The following is a 24079-nucleotide window of genomic DNA, read 5'->3' as shown; positions in this document are numbered from 1 at the left end:
GACTCTGTTTTCCTGATATTCCTCCCCATGAACAGCCTTTATAAAACCACGATCAAGTCCCTGCCACTGCTGGGCGTCGGCAAAGTACGCGACAACTACGCCGTCGGCGACGACAAGATCCTGATCGTCACCACCGACCGCCTGTCGGCCTTCGACGTCGTCATGAACGAGCCGATTCCGGGCAAGGGCATGGTGCTGAACCAGATGAGCGATTTCTGGTTCGAGAAGCTCGGCCACATCGTGCCGAACCACCTGACCGGCGTCGCGCCGGAAAGCGTCGTGGCGCCCGACGAGGTCGAGCAGGTACGCGGCCGCGCGGTCGTTGCCAAGCGCCTGAAGCCGATCCTGGTCGAAGCGGTCGTGCGCGGCTACATCATCGGTTCCGGCTGGAAGGATTATCAGCAAAGCGGATCCATCTGCGGCATCGAACTGCCGCAGGGCCTGCGCCAGGCCGATAAACTGCCGCAGCCGATCTTTACGCCGGCAGCAAAGGCCGACATCGGCGAGCACGACGAGAACATCTCGTTTGCCGACATGGAGTCGCGCATCGGTCCTGAACTGGCCGCCAAGATGCGCGACGTCTCGATCGCCCTGTACACGGCCGCCTCCGAATACGCGGCGACCAAGGGCATCATCATCGCCGACACCAAGTTCGAATTCGGCCTCGATGAAAACGGCGTGCTGCACCTGATGGACGAAGTGCTGACGGCCGACTCTTCCCGCTTCTGGCCGGCGGATTCGTACGCGCCGGGCATCTCGCCGCCGTCCTTCGACAAGCAGTTCGTGCGCGACTACCTGGAAACCCTGTCGGACTGGAACAAGACCGCACCGGCGCCAGCGCTGCCGCAGGACGTGATCGCCAAAACCCAGGCCAAGTACTTCGAAGCCATCGAACGCCTGACCGGCGAAAAGCTGAAAGCCGAATAAGATGACTGAGCAAGTAAAGCCCTTGGTCGGCGTGGTGATGGGTTCCTCGTCCGACTGGGACGTGATGAAGAACGCGGTCGACGTGTTAAAACAGTTCGGCGTGCCGTTCGAGGCGCAGGTGATCTCGGCGCACCGCATGCCGGACGAAATGTTCCGCTATGCCGAGCAAGCCCGTTCGCGCGGCCTGCGCGCGATCATCGCCGGTGCCGGCGGCGCGGCCCACCTGCCGGGCATGATCGCGGCGAAGACCATCGTGCCGGTGCTCGGCGTGCCGGTGCCCTCGAAATACCTGCGCGGCGAGGATTCGCTGCTGTCGATCGTGCAGATGCCGAAGGGCGTGCCGGTCGCGACCTTCGCCATCGGCGAAGCGGGCGCCGCGAATGCCGCGCTGACTGCGGTCGCGCTGCTGGCCGCCAACGACGATGCCCTGGCTACCCAGCTGGAACAGTTCCGCCTGGACCAGACCGCCGCGGCCCAGGCCATGACCTTACCTGTCTGATCTTTATGAGTAATCCGCAGTATCCAGCCTTTCTCCCCAGCGCCAATCCGCCGACCTGGCTCGGCGTGATGGGCGGCGGCCAGCTAGGCCGCATGTTCGCCCACGCCGCCCAGGCCATGGGCTACAAGGTAGCCGTGCTCGAGCCGGCGCAAGACTGCCCGGCCGGGCAGGTGGCCGAGCGCCTGATCAATGCCGGCTACAACGACAGCATCGCCCTCGGCCAGTTGTCGGCCCTGTGCGCGGCCGTCACCACCGAGTTCGAGAACGTGCCGGCCGACAGCATGAACCTGCTGGCGCACGGCAGTTTTGTCGCGCCCGCCGGCAGCTGCGTCTCGATCGCCCAGGACCGCGTGCTGGAAAAGCGCTTCTTCGTCGAATGCGCGGACAAGTCGGGTGTGATGCCGGCGCCGCACAAGGTGATCGCATCGCATGCGGACATCGACGCCATCGAGGATGCGCTGCTGCCCGGCATCCTGAAGACCGTGCGCATGGGCTACGACGGCAAGGGGCAAGTGCGCGTGAAAACGCGCGAAGACGTGCGCGCCGCCTTCGATGGCATGAACGGGGTCACCTGCCTGCTCGAAAAAATGCTGCCGCTGGCCTACGAGGTCTCGGTGCTGACGGCGCGCGGCGCGGATGGCCAATCCGTTGTCTATCCGATCGCCGAGAACGTGCACCGCGACGGCATCCTGTTCACGACTACCGTGCCGGGGCCGAACGTGACGGCGGAATGCGCACAGCGCGCCCAGGATGCGGCGCGCGCCATCGTCGCCGAGCTGGGCTATGTGGGCGTGCTGTGCATCGAGTTCTTCGTGCTCGATGATGGTTCGCTGGTCGTCAACGAAATGGCGCCGCGTCCGCATAACAGCGGCCACTACACGATCGACGCCTGCGTCACGAGCCAGTTCGCGCAGCAGGTGCGCGCGATGGCGAGATTGCCGCTGGGTGACGTGCGCCAGCATTCGCCGGCCGTCATGCTCAACATCCTGGGCGATGTCTGGTTCGACGGCGACACGATCCGCGAGCCAGCCTGGGACCGCGTGCTGGCGTTGCCGGGCGCGTACCTGCACCTGTACGGCAAAGACGACCCGCGTCGCGGCCGCAAGATGGGCCACGTTACGTTTGTGGCGCCGACGCTGGCCGAGGCGCAGCAGCAGTTGCAGGCCGCCTGCGCCATCCTGGGAATCGCGCCATGAGCGAGTTCGATCAGGACGCCATCGCCGCGGCAGCGCGTGCGCTGGAAGCAGGAAAGCTCGTCGCCTTCCCGACCGAGACCGTGTACGGCCTCGGCGCCGACGCCGAGAACCCGGCGGCGGTGGCCGCCATCTACGCCGCCAAGGGCCGTCCGCAGGATCACCCGGTGATCGTGCACCTGGCGCCGGAAGCGGAGCTCGCGCACTGGGCCTGCGAGATTCCGCAGGAAGCGCATGCCCTGGCCGGCGCCTTCTGGCCCGGTCCGCTGACGATGATTTTAAAGCGCGCGCCGGGCATTCCCGATGCGGTCAGCGGCGGCCAGGACACGGTCGGTTTGCGCTGCCCTTCGCACCCGGTGGCGATCGCGCTGCTGCGTGCTTTCAAAGGCGGGCAGGGTGGCGTCGCGGCGCCCTCGGCCAACAAATTCGGCCATGTCAGCCCGACCCTGGCCCAGCACGTGCGCGACGAATTCGGCGCCGACGGCTCGGTGGCGCTGGTGCTCGATGGCGGCGCCTCGCAGGTGGGCATCGAGTCGACCATCGTCGATTTGTCGCGCTTGGCGACGCACGGTCCGGTGCTGCTGCGTCCGGGGCACGTCAGCGCGGAAGCGATTGCCGCCGTGATCGACCGCATGCCGAGTGCGCCCGACGTCGCCGCGCCGCGCGCATCCGGCACGCTCGAATCGCATTACGCGCCGCACACGCCGGTGGCGATGCAGGATACGGCCACCCTGGTGCGCACTCTCGAGCAGATGGCGGCGGCGGGACGCAAGGTCGCGCTCATTCACTATTCCGACCTGTGGAATGCGCATGCTTCCGAGCGCCTGCCGGCCACGCCGGAAGGGTTTGCGCACGCCCTGTACGCGGCGCTGCGCGCGATGGACGGGCAGGGCGCCGACGTGATCCTGGTCGAGGCGCCGCCGCAAGAGGGCGCCTGGCTGGGAGTCAACGACCGCCTGCGCCGCGCGGCGCACGGGTCGACCGGCATCGTCCACGGCCTGCTCAATCGCGACGCGGGCGTGTAATACCATCGAGCGGCTCCCGGTCCGGGACCGCTCCTCGCTTCCCTCCTGCATGGCTATTCGTGCGCCGTTGCAATTTCCCATCTAGCCGTTACCTTTTGAGATATTACGAAAGGCAATGCTTGATATAATCGCCCCAGCTTGCCAGCCTTTCTCCTTGTTGGCTTTGGTTGACGCTATGACAATCAATATTTCTATACAAGAGGAAAGAACACTGGCATATTAGTTTGGGATGCGAATAGCACGAGCGTTCGTTTCACAGAAAAAAATCTTATCCTTTTAGGAGACACAATGCGTCAAATGAATTTCGCGCTCGCGCTGCTGACCGCAGCTGCGCTGGCTGCATGCGGCGGCACCGGTAGCAGCGGTGGCGATCAAACGCACAAGGTGGCGTTCACCCAGCAAGTCACCTTCGGCGACAGCCTGTCGGACGTCGGCAGCTACAACGTCGGCGCCGTCACGGCAGCTGGCGGCGGCAAGTTCACCATCAACGGCGACAGCACCAGCACCAACCCGGCACTGACCGGCCTGAACTGGACCGAAGTCCTGGCAGCCGAACTGCGCCTGCCGAAGCCATGCGCCGCCCAGACCGGCCTGCAGGGCGCCGACAATGCGAACCCGGCGCTCGACTTCAACGTCGCGATCGTCAACAACGCCAACTGCTTCAACTACGCACAGGGCGGCGCCCGCGTGACCAACCCGATCGGCCCGGGCAACCGCGCCGTCAAGCCTGAACTGGGCGAAATGACCGTGCCGGTCGTGACCCAGGTCGCGAACCACCTGGCTAAGACCGGCGGCAAGTTCACCGGCACCGAACTGGTCACCATCATGGCCGGCGGTAACGACGTGCTGATGCAGCTGGGCGCCCTGAGCGCCGGCGCCACCGCGGCCGGCACCCGTGCCGGTGCAGCCGCCTTCCCGGCGCTGCTGATCGGCGGCCTCGTCGCCACCGTGCCAGCGGCCAACCAGGCGACCGCACAGACCAACATCACCACCGCCGTGCAAACCACCGCGGCCGGTGGCGGTTCCCAGACCCAGATCGCGACCGCCGCCGTGACGGCCGCCGCCCAGCTGGGCGCACCGCTGGCCGCCGCGCAAGCTGCCGCCGCCAAGGCCGGCGCCGACGCGCAAGCGGCCGGCACCGCTGCCGGCAACCAGTACGCCGCGACCGAAGGTCCGAAGCTGGTCGCCGAACTGGGCAAGGCCGGCGCCGAACTGGCCGCCATCGTCAACACCCAGATCTTGGCCAAGGGCGCGAAGTACATCATCGTCAACAACCTGCCGGACGTCGCCAGCACCCCGTCGGGCAAGGCGCAATCGGCCGCGACCCAGCAGCTGATCATGGCCATGGTCGATGCCTTCAACAACCAGCTGAAGGCCAACCTGAGCACCGATCCTGCGATCGCCTACGTCGACCTGTTCACCGTCAGCCGCGACCAGGTGGCCAACCCGGCCATCTACGGCCTGACCAACACCACGCAGAAGGCCTGCACGACCGAATCGTCGCTGACCTGCACGATCAAGACCACCTCGGCGCCGGACGTGAGCCACTACATGTTCGCCGACGACATCCACCCGACTCCATACGAGTACTGGCTGGTGACCCGCTACGTCCTGAAGGACATGGCGGTCAAGGGCTGGCTGTAATCGATAAAGAAAAGCTCAGTCACACCAGCCTGCGAGGCGGGCCGGTGCGACTGCTTGCACAAGAATCCAGGAGAAATGATGAAAGTACGTTTCAATAGCGTCGTCAAGACGCTGGTCGCAGCAAGCGCGCTGGTCTGCGCCGCAAGCGCCTCGGCCCAGTCGGCCGGCCAGTGGACCGCCAAGTTCGGCTTCAACCAGCTGACCCCGAAAGTCGAGAGCGGCGACATCTCGGCGCCGGCACTGCCGTTCACCAAGGCCGACGTCGAGCGCGACATCCAGCCGGTGGTGATCATCGCCTACGGCCTCACCGACAACATCTCGCTCGAAGGCGCGCTGGGTACCCCGTACAAGCACGTCATCAAGGGCGCAGGTTCCATCGCCGGCACCGGCGAGCTGGGCACGGTCGAGGCGCTGCCGCCGACCCTGTTCGCGCAGTACCGCTTCTTCTCGCCGACCGCGACCTTCCGTCCCTTCGTCGGCATCGGCGCGACCTACGCTTACTTCATGAAGGAAACCGGTTCGGGCAAGCTGACGGCGCTCACCAATCCGGGCGGCGCGCCGACCACCTTCAACATCGACAACAAGTTCACCTACACGGCGCAAGTCGGCGTGGCGATGAACATCAACGAGCGCTGGTTCACCGACGTGACCGTCAACAAGAGCCGCCTGCGCACCGACGTGCACTTCTCGACCGGCCAGAACCAGCACATGAAGCTGGACCCGGTTGCTGTCGTGGTTGCCGTCGGCTACAAGTTTTAAATAGCGGCCCGGACGGCGCAAAGAAAAACCGGCAGGGCGCAGGCCTTGCCGGTTTTTTTACGTCCTCATCCATAAGCTTTGCCGATACGAGCGGCTCAGTTATCAGCAAAGCTAATGCAATCTGGAAGCGTAGCGCGCGAAGTGCTCGCCGCTCAGGGCGCGTTCGTATAAATATCCCTGGTAGACGAAGCAGCCGGCCTGCGACAGCCACTCGCGCTGGCCCTGCGTCTCGACGCCCTCGGCGATCACCTGCAAACCGAGGCTGCCGCCCAGCGCGATGATCGAGCGCACGATCGAGGCGTCGTTGCGGTCGGTGAGCACGTCGCGCATGAAGGAATAATCGATCTTCAGCTGGTCGAGCGGCAGCTTGCGCAGGTAGGCCAGCGACGAGTAGCCCGTGCCGAAGTCGTCGAGCGAGAAGGTGATGCCGAGGCGGCGCAGGGTTTCCATGGTCTCGACCGTGTGCGCGAAATCGGTCACCACCAGGGTTTCGGTGAGCTCGAATTTCAGGCCGTGCGGATCGACGCCGGTGGCGGCCAGGATTTCCTGGGTCATGGCGACGAAGTCCGGCTCGACGAACTGGCGCGCGCTGACGTTGACCGACAGCGTCAAATGCCTGGTGACCGGATTGCGCTGCCAGGAGGCCAGCTCGAGGCAGGCGGTACCGAGCACCCAGCGTCCGATGTCGACGATCAGGCTGGTTTCCTCGGCCTGCTTGATGAAGTCTGTGGGGTACAGGATGTCGCCGTTCGGCTGGCGCCAGCGCAGCAGCGCCTCGGCCCCGATCACGCGGCTGTCGCCGTCGAGCTGGGGCTGGTAGTTGAGCATGAATTCGTGGTTGCGTAGCGCGCGCCGCAGCCCGGTTTCCAGTTCCGAGCGCGCGGTCCACTTGGCCTGCATGTCGGGGTCGAAGAAGCGGAAGGTATTGCGTCCGGCCGCCTTGGCCTGGTACATCGCCGTGTCGGCCTGCTTCAGGGCCGATTCCACCGTGTCGGTGGCGCCGCTGATCATGGTCACGCCCACGCTGGTCGAGACCGCATACATGAAATCGGCCAGCTGGAAGGGCGAGCGCATCGCGGCCACCACCTTCGCGGCCACCGTTTCGGCCTGGTGCGCGGCCGCTTCCAGCTTGTCTTCTTCCGGCTGGACCAGGATCACGAATTCGTCGCCGCCCAGGCGCGCCACCATGTCGGCCTCGCGCACGCTGTGTTCGAGGCGGCGCGCCACCGCCTGCAGCAGCATGTCGCCGGCGGCGTGGCCGTGGGTGTCGTTCAGGGTTTTGAAGTTGTCGAGGTCGAGGAACATCAGGGCCCCGAACTTGCGCGAGCGCGCGCTACCCAGCAAGGCGCGCCGCAGGTGGTCGAGCAGGCTGGCGCGGTTCGGCAGCTCGGTCAATGCGTCGAAATAGGCGAGGCGGTGGATGCGCGCCTCGTTGCTCTTGCGCTCGCTGATGTCGGTGCTGATCACCAGGATCTTCTGCGGGATGCCCGAGGCCGGATCGGCCGGCACGACGGTCCAGCGCGAGTCGGCGTGCAGGTTGCTGCCGTCGCGCCGGCGCTGGGACAGCTCGCCCGCCCACTCGCCCTCGACGAGCGCGGCCTTGTAGGCTTCGCTATAGGCCGCGTGGTCGTCGCACAGCAGGTCCGACATGCGCTGGCCCACGGCTTCCTGCGCTTCCCAGCCATACAGGCGCTCGGCGCCCTTGTTCCAGTAGGTGATGCGCGAACCCATGTCGATCACGAAGATCGCGTCGCGCGCCTTGTCCAGCAATGACGCCTGTTCCAGCGCCAGCATGTCGGCGCGGCGCAGCACGGTGATGTCGGCAATAAAACCTTCCAGCGCTTCCACGTTGCCGTGCGCGTCGAACACGGCCGAGCCCTGTTCCCAGGCCCAGCGGATCTTGCCGGAGGCGGTCGTGATGCGGTAGCTCAGCTGGAAAGGACGGCGTTCGCGGATCGCCGCATTGGTGTCGTCGGCCACCTGGGCGCGGTCTTCGGGATGGATCAGGCTGGCGAAAGACATCGCATCCTCGCCGATGAAGGCGGAGGCCGGATAGCCGGTGAGCTTCTCGACCCCGGCGGAGAGGAAGCGCATGGTCCAGGTGGAATCGTTCAGGCAACGGTAGACCATGCCCGGCAGGTTGCTCAACAATAAATCGAGCGACAAGGCGGAGGCGTCATGGGACCGCAAATTTGTCGAGACTGGATGGCCGGATGTGTGCATGTTCCGCGTGTTTGAGATAGGTGGAACACCAGCAGGGCGATGCTTGATCTAGCACACATGGTAACGCGAAAGTTGCGTCGATTCGTTACCCTAACAACGCTTTCTTCTACCTGTTGTCACTCAAACACGTATATTTTACAGTTCCACCCGGCCCGGGTAACAATCCGGGCCGGGTTGCCGGAAAACGCCTCAGAACGCCGCGATACCGGTCTGGGCGCGGCCTAAAATCAGCGCATGGATATCGTGCGTGCCCTCATAGGTATTCACGACTTCCAGGTTGACCATGTGGCGGATGATGCCGAACTCGTCCGAAATGCCGTTACCGCCGAGCATGTCGCGTGCGGTGCGGGCGATGTCGAGCGACTTGCCGCAGGAATTGCGCTTCATGATCGAGGTGATTTCCACCGCCGCCGTGCCTTCGTCCTTCATGCGGCCCAGGCGCAGGCAGCCTTGCAGGCCGAGCGTGATCTCGGTCTGCATGTCGGCCAGCTTTTTCTGCACCAGCTGGTTCGCAGCCAGCGGCTTGCCGAACTGCTTGCGGTCCAGCGTGTACTGGCGCGCCGTGTGCCAGCAGGCTTCCGCGGCGCCCAGCGCGCCCCAGGCGATGCCGTAGCGTGCCGAGTTCAGGCAGGTGAACGGACCTTTTAATCCACGCACGTCGGGGAAGGCGTTTTCTTCGGGGCAGAACACGTTGTCCATGACGATCTCGCCGGTGACCGAGGCACGCAGGCCGAACTTGCCGTGGATCGCCGGGGCGCTCAGGCCTTCCCAGCCTTTTTCGAGAACGAAGCCGCGGATCGCGCCTTCGTCATCTTTCGCCCAGACGACGAACACGTCGGCCACTGGCGAATTCGTGATCCACATTTTCGAGCCGGTCAGCGCGTAGCCGCCGTCGACCTTGCGTGCGCGGGTGACCATCGAACCCGGATCGGATCCGTGGTTCGGTTCCGTCAGGCCGAAGCAGCCGATCCATTCGCCGGTCGCCAGTTTCGGCAGGTATTTCTGCTTCGTTGCTTCATTGCCGAACTCGTGGATCGGGACCATGACCAGGGACGACTGCACGCTCGCCATCGAGCGGTAGCCGGAATCGACGCGCTCGATTTCGCGTGCGATCAGGCCGTAGGCGACGTAGTTCAGGCCCGGGCCGCCGTATTGTTCGGGGATGGTCGGGCCGAGCAGGCCCAGCTCGCCCATCTCGCGGAAGATGCTCGTGTCCATCTGCTCGTGGCGGAAAGCCTCGAGGATGCGCGGCTGCAGCTTGTCCTGGCAGTAGGCGCTTGCTGCGTCGCGGATCATGCGCTCGTCGTCGGTCAGCTGGCTGTTCAGCAGCAGCGGATCGTCCCAGTGGAAGGCGGCTTTGCGTGGCGAATCGGAATGGTTCATGGCGGTCCTGGTCTCAGTCAGTTCTTGTTGGAGAGCGTGGGCCGTCGCTGGCCCCACGCGGGCCAGGCCATTATAGAAAGGAGAGAGTTGGCTATCTTTTCAAACTGCGACAGCCAATTTCATATTTACCCGGTGGTGCCGAAGCGCCCGCCATGAAACAGCAGCCCCGCCTGCGGCTGCACCGCGCAGTCCTCGACTTCGCCGACGAAGATCACGTGATCTCCTTCCGGATAGCGGCTGCGGTTGTGGCATTCGAACCAGGCCGCCACGCCTTTCAGAATCGGCAGGCCGGTGCGCGAGAGTTCGTAGTCGATGCCTTCGAACGGGTTGTCGGTGCGGCGCGAGAAGCGCAGCGCCAGCTCTTCCTGGCCGGCCGAGAGGATGTTGATGACGTAGTGCGAATTGCCGCTGAAGACGGGCAGGCTGTTGGCGCGCGTGCCCAGGCTCCACAGCACCAGCGGCGGATCAAGCGAGACGGAATTGAAGGAACTGGCGGTCAGTCCGCGAAAGCTGCCGTCGGCAAGCCGCGTCGTGATCACGGTCACGCCGGTGGCGAATTGCGACAGTGCCTGGCGAAAATGCGCCGAGTCGAAACCGCGCTCGGTGGCGCGGGGAGAGCGTGTGTTCATCGGACCCTTGAATATTTGCATGCTCATTATGCCACCGCGGCCGGCCGGCCGTCGCCACGGCGCGCCCGACTCTCTATCGCGCCAGCAGCAAGCGGCGCTTTGCGTTAGCATCAAGCCATCCAGGACAACAGGCGAGGCATGCGATGAGCGAGCAAGGAAGGACCGAGGTAGCGATTCTTGGCGGCGGATGTTTTTGGTGCGTCGAGGCCGTGTATCTCGAAGTGCGCGGCGTGACGCGCGTCGAATCGGGCTACATGGGCGGCCATGTCGTGAACCCGACCTACGAACAGGTCTGCGGCGCCGGCACCGGGCACGCGGAAATCGTGCGGCTCGAATTCGATCCCGACGTCATCAGCTACCGCGACATCCTGCAGATCTTCTTCACGATCCACGATCCCACCACCCAGGATCGCCAGGGCAACGACGTCGGCCCGCAATACCGCTCCGTGATCTTCTTCGAGAACCCGGAACAGGAAGCGACCGCGCGCCAGGTGATGGCGGAAATGGCCTCGGTCTGGGACGCGCCGATCGTCACCCAGCTGGTGCCGAGCGAGACCTGGTACAAGGCCGAGGAATATCACCAGAATTACTATGCGCAGCATCCGATGCAGGGCTATTGCGCCTTCGTCGTCGCGCCGAAGGTGGCCAAATTCCGCAAGACGTTTTCGCACTGGATGAAATGATCCGCGGCGGATGCGTAACGTAGGGTGGGCGCCCCGTGCCCACCAAGAGCATGCGCCGCGTTAGCGCATCGTTTGGTGGGCACGGAGCGCCCGGTGAAGCCGTGGTCGAGGCCATTGGCCTCGCCCACCCCTACGGATACATGTACCGCCGCGACCACGGCATCTGCGCCGGGTCTTCTCCCGCCTTTGCCCCCACGATCTGGTACAGGCTGATCCAGTCATGCGCAAACGCATAGGCGCAGCCGGCGAGATACACGTGCCAGATGCGCTGCCTCCTGGCGTCGGTCAGCCGCCCGATCGTATCGAAATGGCTTTCGAAATTCTCGGTCCATAGCGCGCAGGTGCGTGCGTAGTGGCGGCGCAGGTTTTCGACGTCGCGCACTTCCAGTCCTCCCTGCTGCATCGCCTTGATCACCGCCGATAAGTGGGCCAGCTCGCCCTGCGGGAACACGTACTGGTCGATGAATTCGCCGCCGCCATAGGGCGTGGAGCGGTGGGCGACGTCGGTGGTGGTGATCCCGTGGTTCATCACCACGCCGCCCGGCGCCAGCAGGCTGTCGATCTTGGAAAAGTATTCCGGCAAATGCTGCACGCCCACGTGCTCGAACATGCCGACGCTGGTGATGCGGTCGAACTGGCCGGTCAGATCGCGGTAATCCTGCAGCCGGATCTCCACCTGTTGATCCAGTCCCGCCTGCGCCACCCGCTCGCGCGCCAGCGCCGCCTGGTTTTCCGACAGCGTGATGCCGACGCAGCGCGCACCGAATTCCCGCGCCGCGCGAATCGCCAGCGCGCCCCAGCCGCAGCCGATGTCGAGCAGGCTCTGGCCGGGGCGAACATCGATCTTGCGCAGGATGTGGTCGATCTTTTTCACCTGCGCGCTCGCCAGGTCTTCGTCGCCGTTCTCGAAATAGGCGCAGGAATACACCATGTTCGGGTCGAGCCAGGCGGCGTAGAAATCGTTGGAGACGTCGTAGTGGTAGCGGATCGCCTCGGCATCCTTCTGGCGCGTGTGCGGCGAGAGCAGGCGCAGGGGATTGGAACGGCGCTCCGCCTTGCCTTCGGCGGCCGCCAGTTCGCTGCCGATGCGGATCATGTCGGCGGCGCGGCCGCGGATCTCGAGCGCGCCTTCGACATAGGCGCGCCCCAGGTTGTACAGGGTGGGGGAGAGCAGGTAGCGCAGACTGGCCGGCTTGGGCACGCGGATGGTGACGCGCGGCGGATCGGAGGACAGGTCGACGTGTTCTCCGTTCCAGAGTTCCACGCGCAAGGGCAGCGACAGTTTGCTGCGCACGCCTGTGCTCCAGGCGCTGAGCTTCATTTCGGTGAACACGGTTTCCTCCAGCCGGTGGCACACCGGCCAGGCGGCCGGCGTCGACCCGTCCCACCATCCTGGAAGGACAGGTCTTACGGTTGCAAACGCTGCCGTGCCCAGCTTCCGTCTTCCTGCCGCTCGTAGACGATGCGGTCATGGAAACGCGACCGGCGCCCCTGCCAGAACTCAATGCGCTCGGGCACCAGGCGGAAGCCGCCCCAGTTGACGGGGCGCGCCGGTGCGTCGCCGGCTGTGGCGGCGACCGCTTCGTAGTTCCGTTCCAGGGCCGCACGGTTTTCGATCGGCGCGCTTTGCTGGGAAGCAATCGCCGACAGGCGGCTCTTCAACGGCCTGCTGTGGAAATACTTGTCGCTTTCTTCGGCCGAGGTCGTTTCGACCCGGCCTTCGATGCGAACCTGGCGTTCAAGCTCGCTCCAGAAGAATAGCAGTGCTGCATAAGGATTGGCGCGCAATTCCTGAGCTTTCCGGCTGTCATAGTTGGTGTACCAGGTAAAGCCGCGCTCGTCGAACTGTTTTACCAATACGATGCGCGAACTCGGCCGGCCATTTTCATCGACGGTCGCCACGTTCATCGCGTTCGGCTCGTTGACCTGCGCTTTTAGCGCCTGCTCGAACCAGCGCGTGAACTGCAGCATCGGGTCCTCGAGCACATCGTCTTCGTTCAGGCTGGCCTGGCCATAATCCTTGCGCAAACCGGCGACGGCATCGCCGATCGACGGCGCCGGTTCCTGCTCGATTCCGCGGCGGCGCTGCATCGCCGTGCCCAGCTGCGTCATCTGTTCGGGCGTAAACAGGCGCATGGCCATCGGCGCCATCGTGCTTTCCTCGCGTTCCATGTGCGCCGTGTAGCGCTGGACGAAGCGCTGCACGTTGGTGCTCGACAGATTGGTGCCGCTGCCGTCGGCGACCGCCGTCAGCTGCTCGTGCAGGTCTTGCCAGAGCGCATCCATTTCCTTGTGATCCTGCAGGATGATCGGCGCCAGCGCCTGCAGCGTGGCGGCATCCTCGCCTTGCGCCACGGCGCGCAGCATCGGGATCAGGTCTTGCTCCTCGTCGTCGTGGTGCAGGTGGGCCGCCTTCTCGAAATACTTCAGCACGGCGCCGGCCGCCTGGCGCGCCTGCTCGTCGGCGCCGTGCTCGGGCAGGTGCGACAGCAGGCGCTCGAGCGTGGCCAGCTGCTTGCGGATGCGGCCGTGGCAATGCTTGAGCACGGCGATCGGCTGGTCGAAACCGGGCGCGGTGTCAGGAAGGAAATCGTTCATGTGCGTATTTTTGACAGAGGGAAGTTTTTTGATTGACAGAGCGTTATTTTAGTGCGGATGCGAAAGATCGGTCCGGTAAAATGTCCGGATGAACTCGATCGACACCTCCTTCACTCAAGCGCCCCAGGGCGACGACATCGACTTTGCACGCCGCTTCGGCGGCATCGGCCGCCTCTACGGCGAGCGTGCACTGGAACGTTTTAAAACGGCGCACGTTTGCGTGATCGGCGTCGGCGGCGTCGGCTCCTGGATCGTCGAGGCGCTGGCGCGCAGCGCGGTCGGCGAACTGACCCTGATCGACCTCGACAACGTGGCCGAATCGAACATCAACCGCCAGATCCAGGCCCTGACCGATACCATCGGCCAGCCCAAGATCGAGGCACTGCGCGACCGTATCGCCCAGATCAATCCCTACTGCAAGGTGAACCTGGTCGAGGATTTCGTCGAAGTGGACAACATCGTCCAGATGATCGGCGGCAAGGGGTTTGATTACGTCGTGGATGCCATCGACAGCGTCAAGGCCAAGGCGGCCCTGATCGCATATTGCCGCGACCATGCGATTCCGCTGCTGACCAGCGGCGGCGCCGGCGGCCAGCTCGACCCGACGAAAATCGAGGTGCGCGACCTGGCCCGTACCGAGCAGGAGCCGCTCCTGAAAAAGGTGCGCAAGGTCCTGCGCGCGCAGTACGGGTTCTCGCGCGGCGAAAAGCAGAAATACCATATCGACGCCGTGTTCTCGATGGAACCGCTGCGCTATCCGGAGGCGGAAGATGCCTGCGAAATCGAGTCCAGCATCACCGGCCTGAACTGCGCCGGCTTCGGTTCGAGCATGGTGGTGACGGCCAGCTTCGGCATGATCGCCGCGGCCCACATCCTGCGCAAGCTGGCCGAGGCGGCGAATGCTGCCGCAGTCCCTGCGGCCCAGCCGGAGCTTGCCGACGCCTGAGTCACCGCTGTGCATCATGGTCCGGGCTTGCTATCATGGGATATCGATTGAAATCCTGTCATTGAAAGAGTCCTCATGATGCGTCGTACCATTTTCTCGGCGGCCATGCTATTCGCAGCCGCCGCTGCCACCGCCCAGCAATCCACCCCGGCCCCGGTCACCCCGGCGAATGCGCCGGCCACCGCCGACCAGGCCGCCACCGCCGTGCGCCAGCAGGGCGTGCAGAGCGCGGCCGACCAGGCCGCCGACACCTCGCAGCAGGCCGCCGGCCAGGCCGCCACGACCACCGCCGACACCGGCGCCGCCGCGGCTGCCGCCGCCGCCCAGGCAGCCCAGCCGGTGCCGCCGGCACAGCCAGCAAATACGGGCCCCCAGCTCGAAATCATCGACCGCGTTGTCGGCAAGGGCCGCGAAGCCAGCGCCGGCAGCCTGGTGCGCGTCAACTACACGGGCTGGCTGCACAAGCCATTGTCGGCTACCGGCAAGGGCAAGAAATTCGATTCCTCGCTCGAGGGCGGCCGCGATCCATTGGAATTCCGCCTCGGCGCCGGCCAGGTCATCAAGGGCTGGGACCAGGGCGTCGCCGGCATGAAGGTCGGCGGCAAGCGCACCCTGATCATTCCGAGCCAGCTCGCCTACGGCAAGCGCGGCGCGCCGGGCGGCATGATTCCGCCGGACAGCGACCTGATCTTCGACGTGGAGCTGGTGGGCGTTAAATAATTCCTCATCTTTAGGAGACGGCAATGCGTATCGCGAACGATGTCACTGAACTGATCGGTAACACCCCCCTCGTCAGGATCCGCAAGCTGTCTCCCGGCGGGGCGGAGATCCTTGCCAAGCTCGAGTTCTACAATCCCGCGCACAGCGTCAAGGACCGCATCGGCCTGGCGATGATCGAGGCGGCGGAGAAGGCCGGCCGGATCGGGCCCGACACTGTCATCGTCGAGCCGACCAGCGGCAACACCGGCATCGCCCTGGCCATGGTGTGCGCCGCGCGCGGCTATCGCTGCAAGCTGGTCATGCCCGAAACCATGAGCAACGAACGGCGCATGCTGCTGCGTGCCTATGGCGCCGAACTGGTGCTCACGCCCGGTTCGGAGGGCATGCTGGGCGCGATCCGCCGCGCCGAGGAAATCGTCGCCAGCGAGCCGCGCGCCTTCATGCCCCAGCAGTTCAACAATCCCGCCAACCCGGAAGTGCACCGCCGCACGACCGCCGAGGAAATCTGGCGCGACACCGACGGCAAAGTCGACATCGTCGTCGCCGGCGTCGGCACCGGCGGCACCATCACCGGCGTGGGCGAAGTCATCAAGGAACGCAAGCCCGGCTTCCAGATTATCGCCGTCGAACCGGAAGCCTCGCCGATGCTGTCGAAAGGGACGAAAGGCCCGCACCCGATCCAGGGGATCGGCGCCGGCTTCGTGCCGGAGGTACTGAATACCGGCATCTATGATGAGGTCATTACCGTCAGTAACGAGAATGCCTTCGAGACGGCCCGTGCCGCGGCGCGCGAAGAAGGTTTATTGGTCGGGATTTCCTCGGGGGCCGCTTTGTGGGCGGCGATGCAGGTGGCGCAGCGGCCGGAAAATGCGGGGAAATTGATCGTGACGATTATTCCGTCGTTTGGTGAGCGGTATCTCAGTACGGCGCTGTTTGCGAACCTGGCCGGTTGATTCTTTATGGTGGGCACGGAGCGCCCACCCTACGACCTACGATGCCGTAAGGTGGGCGCCCCGTGCCCACCAAACGTGATTACGCCACCAGCGCGCAGCGATGCTGCGACGTCCCTTCCTCCACCTGCAGCGTGCAATGCCCGATCGAAAAATCGTGGCGCAGCTTCGCCACGATGGCGTCGATCGCCGCATCGCCCGGATAACCCTGCGGCATCACCAGGTGCGCCGTCAGCGCCGTCTCCGTCGTGCTCATCGCCCAGATGTGCAGGTCGTGCACACCGGTCACGCCGGGCTGGCCGTTCAGGAAGCGCTGGATCGCCGCCGCATCGACATTGTCCGGCACGGCCGCCATCACCAGGCGCAGCGATTCGCGCAGCAGCGACCAGGTGCCGTACACGATCACCAGCACGATCACCAGGCTGACCGCCGGGTCGAGCCAGGTCCAGCCGGTGCCCATGATGACCAGGCCCGACACCACCACGCCCAGCGAAATCGCGGCGTCGGCCGCCATGTGCAGGTAGGCGCCGCGCACATTCAGATCGTCCTTGCTGCCGGCCATGAAGAGCCAGGCCGAGAAGCCGTTGATCGCCACGCCGATGGCCGCCACGACCGACACCGTCACGCCTTCGACCGGCATCGGTACCGTCAAGCGGTGCAGGGCTTCCCAGGCGATCGCGCCGCAGGCCAGCAGCAGCAAAATGGCGTTGGCCAACGCCGCCAGGATCGAGGAGCTGCGCAGGCCATAGGTATAGCGCGCGCTGGGCGCACGCTTGGCCAGCACGGCCGCGCCCCAGGCCAGCACCAGGCCGAGTACGTCGGACAGGTTGTGGCCGGCGTCGGCCATCAGCGCCGTCGAGTTGGCCAGGAAGCCGTAGACGAATTCGATGGCGACGAACAGGGTGTTGACCCCGATCGCCAGCGCAAAGGCGCGCCCGTGGCCGGGTTCCGGCATGTGGTGGTGATGGTGGCCGTGGGCGTGGCCGTGGTGATGGTCGTGATCGTGGTGGTCGTGGCTCATGCGGCATCCATTGCGGTAAGGGGTTCGGCGATGTGCTCGAACATGGTGGCGAGCAGGATGCTGATGTGGGCGTCGGCGGCCGAATAGAACACCTGCTTGCCCTGGCGCTCGGCCTTCAAGATGCGCGCGGCGCGCAGCAGGCGCAAATGGTGGCTGACGAGCGAACTCGACAGCGCCAGCGTCGCGGCGATGTCGCCCACCGAGGTCGGCTGATTCAGGCAGGCCAGCACGATGCGCAGGCGGGTTGCATCACCCAGCAGGTGGAACAGGTCCGCCAGCTGGGCAATGGCGTGATCGGGATGGTCGAGTTTGCTCATCGCTAACATGTGAATAGTTGTTCACATGTTAGATCAAGTTCGATATTTCAGCAAGCCAGCGGCCTTGCAGCAGAGCGAAGGGCGCGTTTTTTCTTGTCGGGAAAGTACTACAGGCAAGCATTCAATTGAACGGGGGTTAACGGAAAGCGCGTCATATAATTGTTCTTGTATTAAGAAATGGAACGGTTTTGGTTTGCCAAGCGTGCAACAAGAATATATCCAACGCTCAGCATTCCCCGCCGTCGTTCTGGCCCGCAAACGGATATGCGGCCACACGGGACTGTCCCTCGAGAACATCACAAGCTACTTTAGGATATAGACACATGAACAAGAAAATCGCCATTGTCGGCGCTGGATTTTCCGGAGCTGTGATTGCCAACCAGCTGGCCCAAGCCGGCTACACCGTCGAAGTCTTCGAAGCGCGCTCCCACGTTGCAGGCAACTGCCACTCCGAACGCGATGCCGAAACCGGCGTCATGCTGCACGTCTACGGTCCGCACATCTTCCACACCGACAACGAGCGCGCCTGGGAATTCGTCAACCGCTACGCCGAGTTCAAGCCCTACGTGAACCGCGTCAAGGCCATCACCAGGAACCAGGTCTTCACGCTGCCGATCAACCTGCTCACCATCAACCAGTTCTTCAACAAGACCATGGGTCCGGCCGAGGCGGAAGAATTCCTGGCGTCGCTGGGCGACAAGTCGATCGTCGACCCGCAGACCTTCGAAGAGCAGGCGCTGCGCTTCGTCGGCCGCGAACTGTATGAGGCCTTCTTTAAGACCTATACCGTCAAGCAGTGGGGCCTGCAGCCGAGCGAACTGCCGGCCAGCATCCTGAAGCGCCTGCCGGTGCGCTTCAACTACGACGACAATTACTTCAGCCACAAGTACCAGGGCATGCCGGCCGAGGGCTACACGGCGCTGGTCGAGAACATCATCAACGTGCCGGGCGTGACCGTGCACCTGAACACCCGCTTCGACCCGGACCTGAAGTCCGAGTACGAACACGTGTTCTACAGTGGCCCGATCGACGCCTGGTTCAAGCACGCCGAAGGCCGCCTGCCTTACCGCACGCTGGACTTCGAAACCTTCCGCGCCACCGGCGACTACCAGGGCAATGCCGTCATCAACTACTGCGACGACGCCAAGCCCTACACCCGCATCACCGAGCATAAACACTTCTCGCCGTGGGAAAAGCACGAAAAGACGATCTGCTACAAGGAATACAGCCGCCAGTGCGAAGAGAAGGACATCCCCTATTATCCGATCCGCCTGGCGCGCGACAAGAAGCAGCTCGAGCTGTACGTGAATCTGGCGAAGAAGGAGCCGAACGTGACTTTCGTTGGGCGTCTGGGCACCTATCGTTACCTGGATATGGATGTGACGATCAATGAGGCACTGATCACGGCGGATAAATTCCTGGAGTCGGCGCGCGACAAGTCGCAGATGCCGGCGTTCGTGATCGATCCGCTGGGTTGAGTGTTGTAGGGTGGGCGCCCCGAGCCCACCATAAGGACGAGCAGAGGGGGCGCATGCCGTTGGTGGGCACGGAGCGCCCACCCTACAAATCATCCGGGCAGCTGGCCCATCAGAATCAGCGAGACTGGCTTGCCCGTGTGCGGATGCACCGGTTCTCGCAGCGCTGTCACGCGCAGCCCGCTGTCGACGAACAGCGTCACCCAGCTCCCCACGGTACGGAAATACCACGGTGGGGCATCCTGGAAATCCGTGCTGAACCCGGCCCAGCTGCCTTCCCGCCAGCCGTCGACATAAGGCGCTTCGCCGCAGGCCATCAAGGGATGCACGGTCTGCACGATCAAGGTGCCGCCGGGACGCAAATACGAAGGCGCCGCGCGCAGCAAGTTCGCCGTTGCCTCCTCCCCGATCAGCGAGAAATTGCAGACGGCGACATCCACCGACAATTGCAGGCCGCCCGCCGCGATCTCTTCATACGACATCACCCGAAACTCGCCGCCGCCCGACACCCGCGCCGCTTCGACCAGGCCGGGAATCGCATCGACCCCGACCATCTGCACGTCCGGCAGGGCGCGGATCAGCCAGCCTTCGCCGCAGCCGAGATCGACGCCCGTGCGGGGCGAACAGGAACGCACGGCCTCGACGATCGCGGCGTCCGTCACCAGCGCGCGGCTGGCGATTTCCCGGCCGCGCACGGCGGCTGTCCACGGATCGACGTTGCGCGACCAGGCGTCGACGATGCGCTCGTCCGTCAGCGCGCTCATCGCAGCTGGCCCTCAGTGTCGCGCACTTCGACCGGCCCCAGCTTCAGCTTGTCGAGCTGCGGCGCGATCTTCTTGCGCTCGCCCACCGCCACCACCATCAGGCGCTGCGGATCGAGGTAGCGTTTTGCAGCGGCCTGCACGTCCGCCGCGGTCACGGCTTCCAGGCGCGCCGGCAGCTGGGTGTAGTAATCGAGCGGCAGGTCGAAGACAAACGCCTCGGCCAGGCTGGCGCCGATGTCGCTGTTGGTCTCGAAATGGTTCGGCAGCGACAGCAGCTGGGCATTGCGCGCGCCGGCCAGCTCTTCCGCGCCGAGCGGCTTGTCCATCATGGCTTGCGCTTCGCGCAGCAGTTCCGATACCGAAGCGCCCGTCACGTTGGCGCGCACGCTGCCGGCGATGATGAAGGGGCCCGGCGTGCGGTCGTACCTGAAGCCCGAGTACACGCCGTAGGTATAGCCCTTGTCTTCGCGCAGGTTCTGGTTGATGCGGCTGGTGAACAGGCCGCCGAAGGCAGCGTTCATGACTTCCAGCGCCGGGAACTGCGGCGTCTTGCGGTCCGCGCCCAGCATCGTCAAACGCAGCGCCGTCTGGCCCGCGCCTGGCTGGTCGACCAGCACCACGCGCGCCTTCGTCGTGGTCGGCGTGCCCGGCGCAAACGGCGGCACCGGCGCGCGCTTCCAGTCGCGGAACTGCGCTTCGGCCAGGGCTTTCAGTTCGAACCGCGAGATGTCGCCTGAGACGACCAGCGCCGCATTGCCCGGCACATAATGGCGGCGCCAGAAGCCTTCCAGGTCCTCGCGCGTGACGGCGCGGATCGCCGGCTCGGTGCCCAGCTGGCCGTATCCGTAAGGATGGCGCGGTCCGTACAGGGCGCCGGCGGCGGCCAGGGCGGCGATGGTTTCCGGATCGTCGCGCTGCTGCATCAGGTCGCCCAGGCGGCTGGCGCGCTGGCGCTCGACTTCGGCGGTCGGGAAGGCCGGATGCTGGACCACGTCGGCCAGCACGGCAAGGGCCGCGCCGAAGTTGGCGCGCAGCGCCAGCAGCGAGACGCTGGACGCGCCGGTGCTGCTGCCGGTGTCCAGAAAGGCGCCCAGCTGCGCGATCTCGTCGGCGATGCGCGGCGCGCTGCGTGTGGCGGTACCCTCGGTCAGCATCTGCGCCGTGAAGCCGGCGAGACCGGGCAGGGCAGGGGGATTGGCGTCCGACCCGCTGCGTACCACCAGGTCGGCCGACACCAGCGGCAGCGCCGGGTTGTAGTGGTGGATGACGGTGAGGCCGTTCTCGAGTGTAAACGCTTCGCCCTGCGGCAGTTGCATGCGCGGCGCCGGTCCCGCCTTCGGCATCTGCGCGCGCCAGGCTTCGGCTTCATTGATGCCGCCGGGGATGCCCTTGGTGCGCGCCTTCGGCGGCTTCGGGGCCGGCGGATCGGGCGGCAGCTCGGGAATGCCGGGCACGCCGGCCACCACCACGCGCGATTTTTTCTGCAGCCAGGTCCGCGCGGCGCGCTGGACGTCGGCGGCGGTAATTTTACGGAGCTGCGCCACGTCCTGGGCCAGATAGCCGGGGTCGCCCGTGTACTGGTTGTAGTGGTTCAGCTGGTCGGCCAGGCCGTCGCCGCCCAGTTTTTCCAGCGAGCTGACGATCGCCGTCTCGATCTGGTTGCGGGCGCGCGCCACTTCCTGCTCGCTCGGGCCGTGGTCGCGCAGGGCAGCCAGTTCGGCATCGATCGCTTCCTCGATCTCGGCCGGCGTGTGGCCGGCGCGCGCCGTGACCTCGATCAGGAAAGTGGAGGCCAGCGCGCGCGAATCCTGGTCGGCGTCGACGTCCTGGGCGATCTGGCGCCCGTAGACCAGCGATTTATACAGGCGGCTCGACTTGCCGCCGGCCAGGATCTGGGCCGCGACCGCCAGTTCGGCGTCGCCCGGCTGGTAGGCGGAGGGCGTGAGCCAGCCCATGTAGACGCGCGGCAGCTCGACCCGGTCCGGCACCACCAGGCGCTTTTCGCTCGTGATCGGCGGGGTGACGACTTTCGGGCGCACCACGGCCGGACCGCGGCGCAGGCTCCCAAAATACTTCGCGACGAGGGCACGGGTTTTCACCTTGTCGATGTCGCCCGCGATCACGATGCTGGCGTTATTGGGACCGTAGTAGCGCGTAAAAAACTCGCGCACGTCTTCCAGTTTCGCGTTCTGGATGTCGGTGTGCGAGCCGATCACCGAGGCCCGGTACGGGTGGTCCTGCGGGAACAGCGCATGGTTCAGCGCTTCCTCGACGATGCCGTAGGGTTCGTTTTCCACCGTGTCGCGCCGCTCGTTGCGCACCACGTCCTGCTGGTTGGTCAGCGACTTCTGGTCCAGCACGTCGAGCAGGTAGCCCATGCGGTCGGCGTGCACCCACAAGGCGAGCTCCAGCTGGTTCGAGGGCACGGTGTCGTAGTAATTGGTGCGGTCGTAGTCGGTGCTGCCGTTGCTGTCGCTGGCGCCGGCGCCCTCCATCAGGCGGTCGGCCAGGCCGCGCGGCAGGTGCTTGCTGCCCGCGAACATCATGTGCTCGAACAGGTGGGCGAAGCCGGTCAGGCCCGGCGCCTCGTTGGCCGGGCCGACGTGGTACCAGACGTTCACCGCCACCAGCGGCAGGCGTTTATCTTCGACCAGGATCACCTGCAGGCCATTGGGCAGGACGTACTTGTCGAAAGCGATGTTCGGGATGCCGGGAAGCTGCGTCGTCGATGCGGGGCTCGCGGCCGCGGCGCCCCCGCCCTGCGCGCCGGCGCCGTTCAGGGCGGCCATCAGCAGCGATGCGGCAACGAGTGGGCGGGTGTTCATGTGATACTCCAGAAAAATAAGCTCATGCGGCTAATCATGCAGATGCGTCAGTGGCAGCGTGCGCTGCCGTGGTCGGGTGGCGATGCGTTCGGTAACTGAGGTGGGGTCGCTTCCAGGAATTCCCAGTCATAGCGTCCCGGCGCCAGGCGCAGGCGCAGCACGCCGTTGCGGCTGGCGTCGCGCGTCTCGCTGTTTGCCTTGGGTACCAGGAACGGCGTCGGATAGGCGCCGCCGGTGCCGGCCACGAACTGGCGCAGGCCGCGCGGATCGCCTTGTCCATCCGCATTTTGCGGCGCGAAGCGTTCGTAGTCGTGGTCGTGGCCGGACAGCACCAGCTCGGCGCCGGCTTGCTGCAGCAGCGCCCAGGCGTCGCGCATGACGGGCACGCTGCCGTGGCCGCCCGAACTGTACAGGGGATGGTGCCAGAATGCCAGCGTGCAGGGCGGCGTGTCCTCGCCGGCTTCGCCCGCGTCGCGCGCCAGTTCCGTCTTCAGCCAGGCCAGCTGGGCGGCCTGGGCCTCGCCGGCCAGGTTGCTGTCGAGCGAGTAGATGCGCCAGGCGCCCAGTTCCAGGCGGTAGTAGCCGCGGCCGGCGCGGGCGCCGAAATAGGCGAAGTAGGGCGCCGCGCCTTTGCTGTAGTACTCGTGGTTGCCGGGAGAGGGCCAGGTGCGCTCCCTGAAACGGCCCCAGGTCGGGCCGTAGCAGCCTTCGAACTCCGCCTGCGTGCCGCGCGGATAGGTGTGGTCGCCCAGGGTCAAGACGACGGCTTGCGGGTCGGCGGCCAGGCCGGCCGCGACCACGGCGGCGGTGTCGGCCGCGCCCGACCAGCGCGGGTCGGGGTGGGCGCAGCGGGCGATGTCGCCGACGGCGTACACGGTCTGGATGTCAAGCCCGTCCGGCGCCGGCGCAGGGGTGGGAGCATTCGTCGTGGCGCAAGCCGCCAGCGCGCAGGCAAGCGGCAGCGCCCCGGCGCGCCTCACGATTCGCGCCTCGCTATTCAATGAAGCGCAGCAGCCCGCGCAGTGCGTGCGCCACGGTCTGCTCGCGCACGGCCTGGCGGTCGCCCTGGAACACGAGGCGTTCCGTAAACGTGGTGTCGCCGCGCGACCAGCCGAAACAGACGGTGCCGACCGGTTTGCCCGGCACCGCGCCGGTCGGGCCGGCGATGCCGGTGGTGGAGACGGCGACGTCGGCGTTGCTGTTGGCCAGCGCCCCTTCCGCCATCGCGCCCGCCACTTCCTCGCTCACCGACCCGAACTGGGCGATCAGCGCGGCCGAGACGTCGAGCAGCTCGGTTTTCGAGGCATTCGAATAGGTCACGAACCCGCATTCGAACCAGCCGGTCGAGCCGGCGATCTCGGTGACGGCCTGCGACACGCCGCCGCCGGTGCAGGATTCGGCGGTGGCCAGCACCAGGCGCCTGGCTTGCAGCGCCATGCCCACTTTCGTTGCAAGATCGATCAAATCGTTCGTCACGTGCAGCTCCTTCAGGTGGGGC

At 65.4% G+C, this 24079-nt stretch carries 22 protein-coding genes; 11 read left to right on the top strand and 11 right to left on the bottom strand.

Annotation, left to right across the window (positions count from 1 at the left end; genetic code table 11):
- Positions 1–27 precede the first annotated feature (27 nt).
- The 6 genes from ACFPQ5_RS19375 to ACFPQ5_RS19350 all read left to right on the top strand — a co-directional run bounded on the left by ACFPQ5_RS19375 (position 28) and on the right by ACFPQ5_RS19350 (position 6047).
- Positions 28–927 carry a phosphoribosylaminoimidazolesuccinocarboxamide synthase gene (locus ACFPQ5_RS19375; protein WP_379759560.1) on the top strand — a complete coding sequence of 300 codons (900 nt, stop codon included), beginning with the start codon at positions 28–30 and terminating at the stop codon, positions 925–927.
- Position 928: 1 nt separating this feature from the next.
- On the top strand, positions 929–1426 hold the full coding sequence (purE, locus tag ACFPQ5_RS19370; protein ID WP_379759557.1) for a 5-(carboxyamino)imidazole ribonucleotide mutase: 498 nt from the start codon (positions 929–931) through the stop codon (positions 1424–1426).
- Between the two features lie 5 nt (positions 1427–1431).
- Positions 1432–2622, top strand: coding sequence for a 5-(carboxyamino)imidazole ribonucleotide synthase (locus ACFPQ5_RS19365; RefSeq protein ID WP_379759554.1), 1191 nt, complete (start codon positions 1432–1434; stop codon positions 2620–2622).
- The gene (locus ACFPQ5_RS19360; protein ID WP_379759551.1) at positions 2619–3644 is read left to right on the top strand and encodes an L-threonylcarbamoyladenylate synthase; all 1026 of its coding nucleotides are present in this window, start codon (positions 2619–2621) and stop codon (positions 3642–3644) included. Before ACFPQ5_RS19365 ends, ACFPQ5_RS19360 begins: the two co-directional genes overlap by 4 nt.
- 288 nt (positions 3645–3932) lie before the next feature.
- Positions 3933–5288, top strand: coding sequence for an SGNH/GDSL hydrolase family protein (locus ACFPQ5_RS19355; protein ID WP_379759548.1), 1356 nt, complete (start codon positions 3933–3935; stop codon positions 5286–5288).
- A 78-nt stretch (positions 5289–5366) separates the two neighbouring features.
- Entirely contained in the window at positions 5367–6047 is a 681-nt protein-coding gene (locus tag ACFPQ5_RS19350; RefSeq protein WP_379759546.1) for an OmpW/AlkL family protein, read from the top strand.
- A gap of 111 nt (positions 6048–6158) precedes the next feature.
- Here ACFPQ5_RS19350 and ACFPQ5_RS19345 read toward each other — a convergent pair whose 3' ends face one another.
- From ACFPQ5_RS19345 to ACFPQ5_RS19335, 3 genes are all read right to left on the bottom strand, one after another.
- Positions 6159–8237, bottom strand: a complete 2079-nt coding sequence (locus tag ACFPQ5_RS19345; protein ID WP_379759543.1) for a putative bifunctional diguanylate cyclase/phosphodiesterase — start codon at positions 8235–8237, stop codon at positions 6159–6161.
- Between the two features lie 222 nt (positions 8238–8459).
- The gene (locus tag ACFPQ5_RS19340; protein ID WP_379759540.1) at positions 8460–9653 is read right to left on the bottom strand and encodes an acyl-CoA dehydrogenase; all 1194 of its coding nucleotides are present in this window, start codon (positions 9651–9653) and stop codon (positions 8460–8462) included.
- Positions 9654–9778: 125 nt separating this feature from the next.
- Positions 9779–10282, bottom strand: a complete 504-nt coding sequence (locus tag ACFPQ5_RS19335; protein WP_379759537.1) for a flavin reductase family protein — start codon at positions 10280–10282, stop codon at positions 9779–9781.
- 143 nt (positions 10283–10425) lie between these two features.
- Between ACFPQ5_RS19335 and msrA the strand changes: the two genes are divergently transcribed.
- A complete protein-coding gene (gene msrA / locus ACFPQ5_RS19330) occupies positions 10426–10965 on the top strand; it encodes a peptide-methionine (S)-S-oxide reductase MsrA (protein WP_379759534.1) in 540 nt (179 codons plus the stop codon).
- A 130-nt stretch (positions 10966–11095) separates the two neighbouring features.
- Here msrA and ACFPQ5_RS19325 read toward each other — a convergent pair whose 3' ends face one another.
- Together ACFPQ5_RS19325 and pdxH are read right to left on the bottom strand one after the other, a co-directional pair.
- Positions 11096–12298, bottom strand: a complete 1203-nt coding sequence (locus ACFPQ5_RS19325; protein WP_379759531.1) for a class I SAM-dependent methyltransferase — start codon at positions 12296–12298, stop codon at positions 11096–11098.
- Between the two features lie 74 nt (positions 12299–12372).
- Positions 12373–13563 carry a pyridoxamine 5'-phosphate oxidase gene (pdxH, locus tag ACFPQ5_RS19320; RefSeq protein WP_379759528.1) on the bottom strand — a complete coding sequence of 397 codons (1191 nt, stop codon included), beginning with the start codon at positions 13561–13563 and terminating at the stop codon, positions 12373–12375.
- A gap of 88 nt (positions 13564–13651) precedes the next feature.
- On the opposite strand from pdxH, the gene tcdA reads away from it, so the two are divergent.
- From tcdA to cysK, 3 genes are all read left to right on the top strand, one after another.
- Positions 13652–14509, top strand: a complete 858-nt coding sequence (gene tcdA, locus ACFPQ5_RS19315) for a tRNA cyclic N6-threonylcarbamoyladenosine(37) synthase TcdA (protein WP_379759525.1) — start codon at positions 13652–13654, stop codon at positions 14507–14509.
- Between the two features lie 75 nt (positions 14510–14584).
- A complete protein-coding gene (locus ACFPQ5_RS19310; RefSeq protein WP_379759522.1) occupies positions 14585–15229 on the top strand; it encodes an FKBP-type peptidyl-prolyl cis-trans isomerase in 645 nt (214 codons plus the stop codon).
- 23 nt (positions 15230–15252) lie between these two features.
- Positions 15253–16182 (top strand): cysteine synthase A, encoded by a 930-nt coding sequence (cysK, locus tag ACFPQ5_RS19305; protein WP_379759519.1) that lies wholly within the window; start codon positions 15253–15255, stop codon positions 16180–16182.
- A 79-nt stretch (positions 16183–16261) separates the two neighbouring features.
- On the opposite strand, the gene ACFPQ5_RS19300 is transcribed toward cysK, so the two are convergent.
- The gene (locus tag ACFPQ5_RS19300; RefSeq protein WP_379759516.1) at positions 16262–17200 is read right to left on the bottom strand and encodes a cation diffusion facilitator family transporter; all 939 of its coding nucleotides are present in this window, start codon (positions 17198–17200) and stop codon (positions 16262–16264) included.
- Positions 17197–17526 carry an ArsR/SmtB family transcription factor gene (locus ACFPQ5_RS19295; RefSeq protein WP_379759513.1) on the bottom strand — a complete coding sequence of 110 codons (330 nt, stop codon included), beginning with the start codon at positions 17524–17526 and terminating at the stop codon, positions 17197–17199. The genes ACFPQ5_RS19300 and ACFPQ5_RS19295 overlap by 4 nt, the downstream gene beginning before the upstream one ends.
- Positions 17527–17840: 314 nt before the next feature.
- Between ACFPQ5_RS19295 and glf the strand changes: the two genes are divergently transcribed.
- Positions 17841–18995 carry a UDP-galactopyranose mutase gene (glf, locus tag ACFPQ5_RS19290; RefSeq protein ID WP_379759510.1) on the top strand — a complete coding sequence of 385 codons (1155 nt, stop codon included), beginning with the start codon at positions 17841–17843 and terminating at the stop codon, positions 18993–18995.
- A gap of 89 nt (positions 18996–19084) precedes the next feature.
- Here the strand turns inward: glf and ACFPQ5_RS19285 are convergent, their stop codons facing one another.
- Genes ACFPQ5_RS19285 through ACFPQ5_RS19270 form a run of 4 tightly spaced genes read right to left on the bottom strand, consistent with a single transcriptional unit; the run spans position 19085 to position 24057 of the window.
- Positions 19085–19756 carry a class I SAM-dependent methyltransferase gene (locus ACFPQ5_RS19285; protein ID WP_379759507.1) on the bottom strand — a complete coding sequence of 224 codons (672 nt, stop codon included), beginning with the start codon at positions 19754–19756 and terminating at the stop codon, positions 19085–19087.
- Positions 19753–22581: a M16 family metallopeptidase gene (locus tag ACFPQ5_RS19280; protein WP_379759504.1), complete on the bottom strand. Its 2829-nt coding sequence runs from the start codon at positions 22579–22581 to the stop codon at positions 19753–19755. The genes ACFPQ5_RS19285 and ACFPQ5_RS19280 overlap by 4 nt, the downstream gene beginning before the upstream one ends.
- 47 nt (positions 22582–22628) lie before the next feature.
- The gene (locus ACFPQ5_RS19275; protein WP_379759501.1) at positions 22629–23561 is read right to left on the bottom strand and encodes a metallophosphoesterase family protein; all 933 of its coding nucleotides are present in this window, start codon (positions 23559–23561) and stop codon (positions 22629–22631) included.
- A 13-nt stretch (positions 23562–23574) separates the two neighbouring features.
- Complete coding sequence (locus ACFPQ5_RS19270; protein WP_379759498.1) at positions 23575–24057, bottom strand: CinA family protein; 483 nt, start codon at positions 24055–24057, stop codon at positions 23575–23577.
- Positions 24058–24079 lie beyond the last annotated feature (22 nt).

The organism is Massilia suwonensis (genome assembly GCF_042655665.1).
Lineage (GTDB): Bacteria > Pseudomonadota > Gammaproteobacteria > Burkholderiales > Burkholderiaceae_D > Telluria > Telluria suwonensis.
Note: the sequence above shows the minus strand (reverse complement) of the source record. Positions and strands in the feature narration are given on the sequence as shown.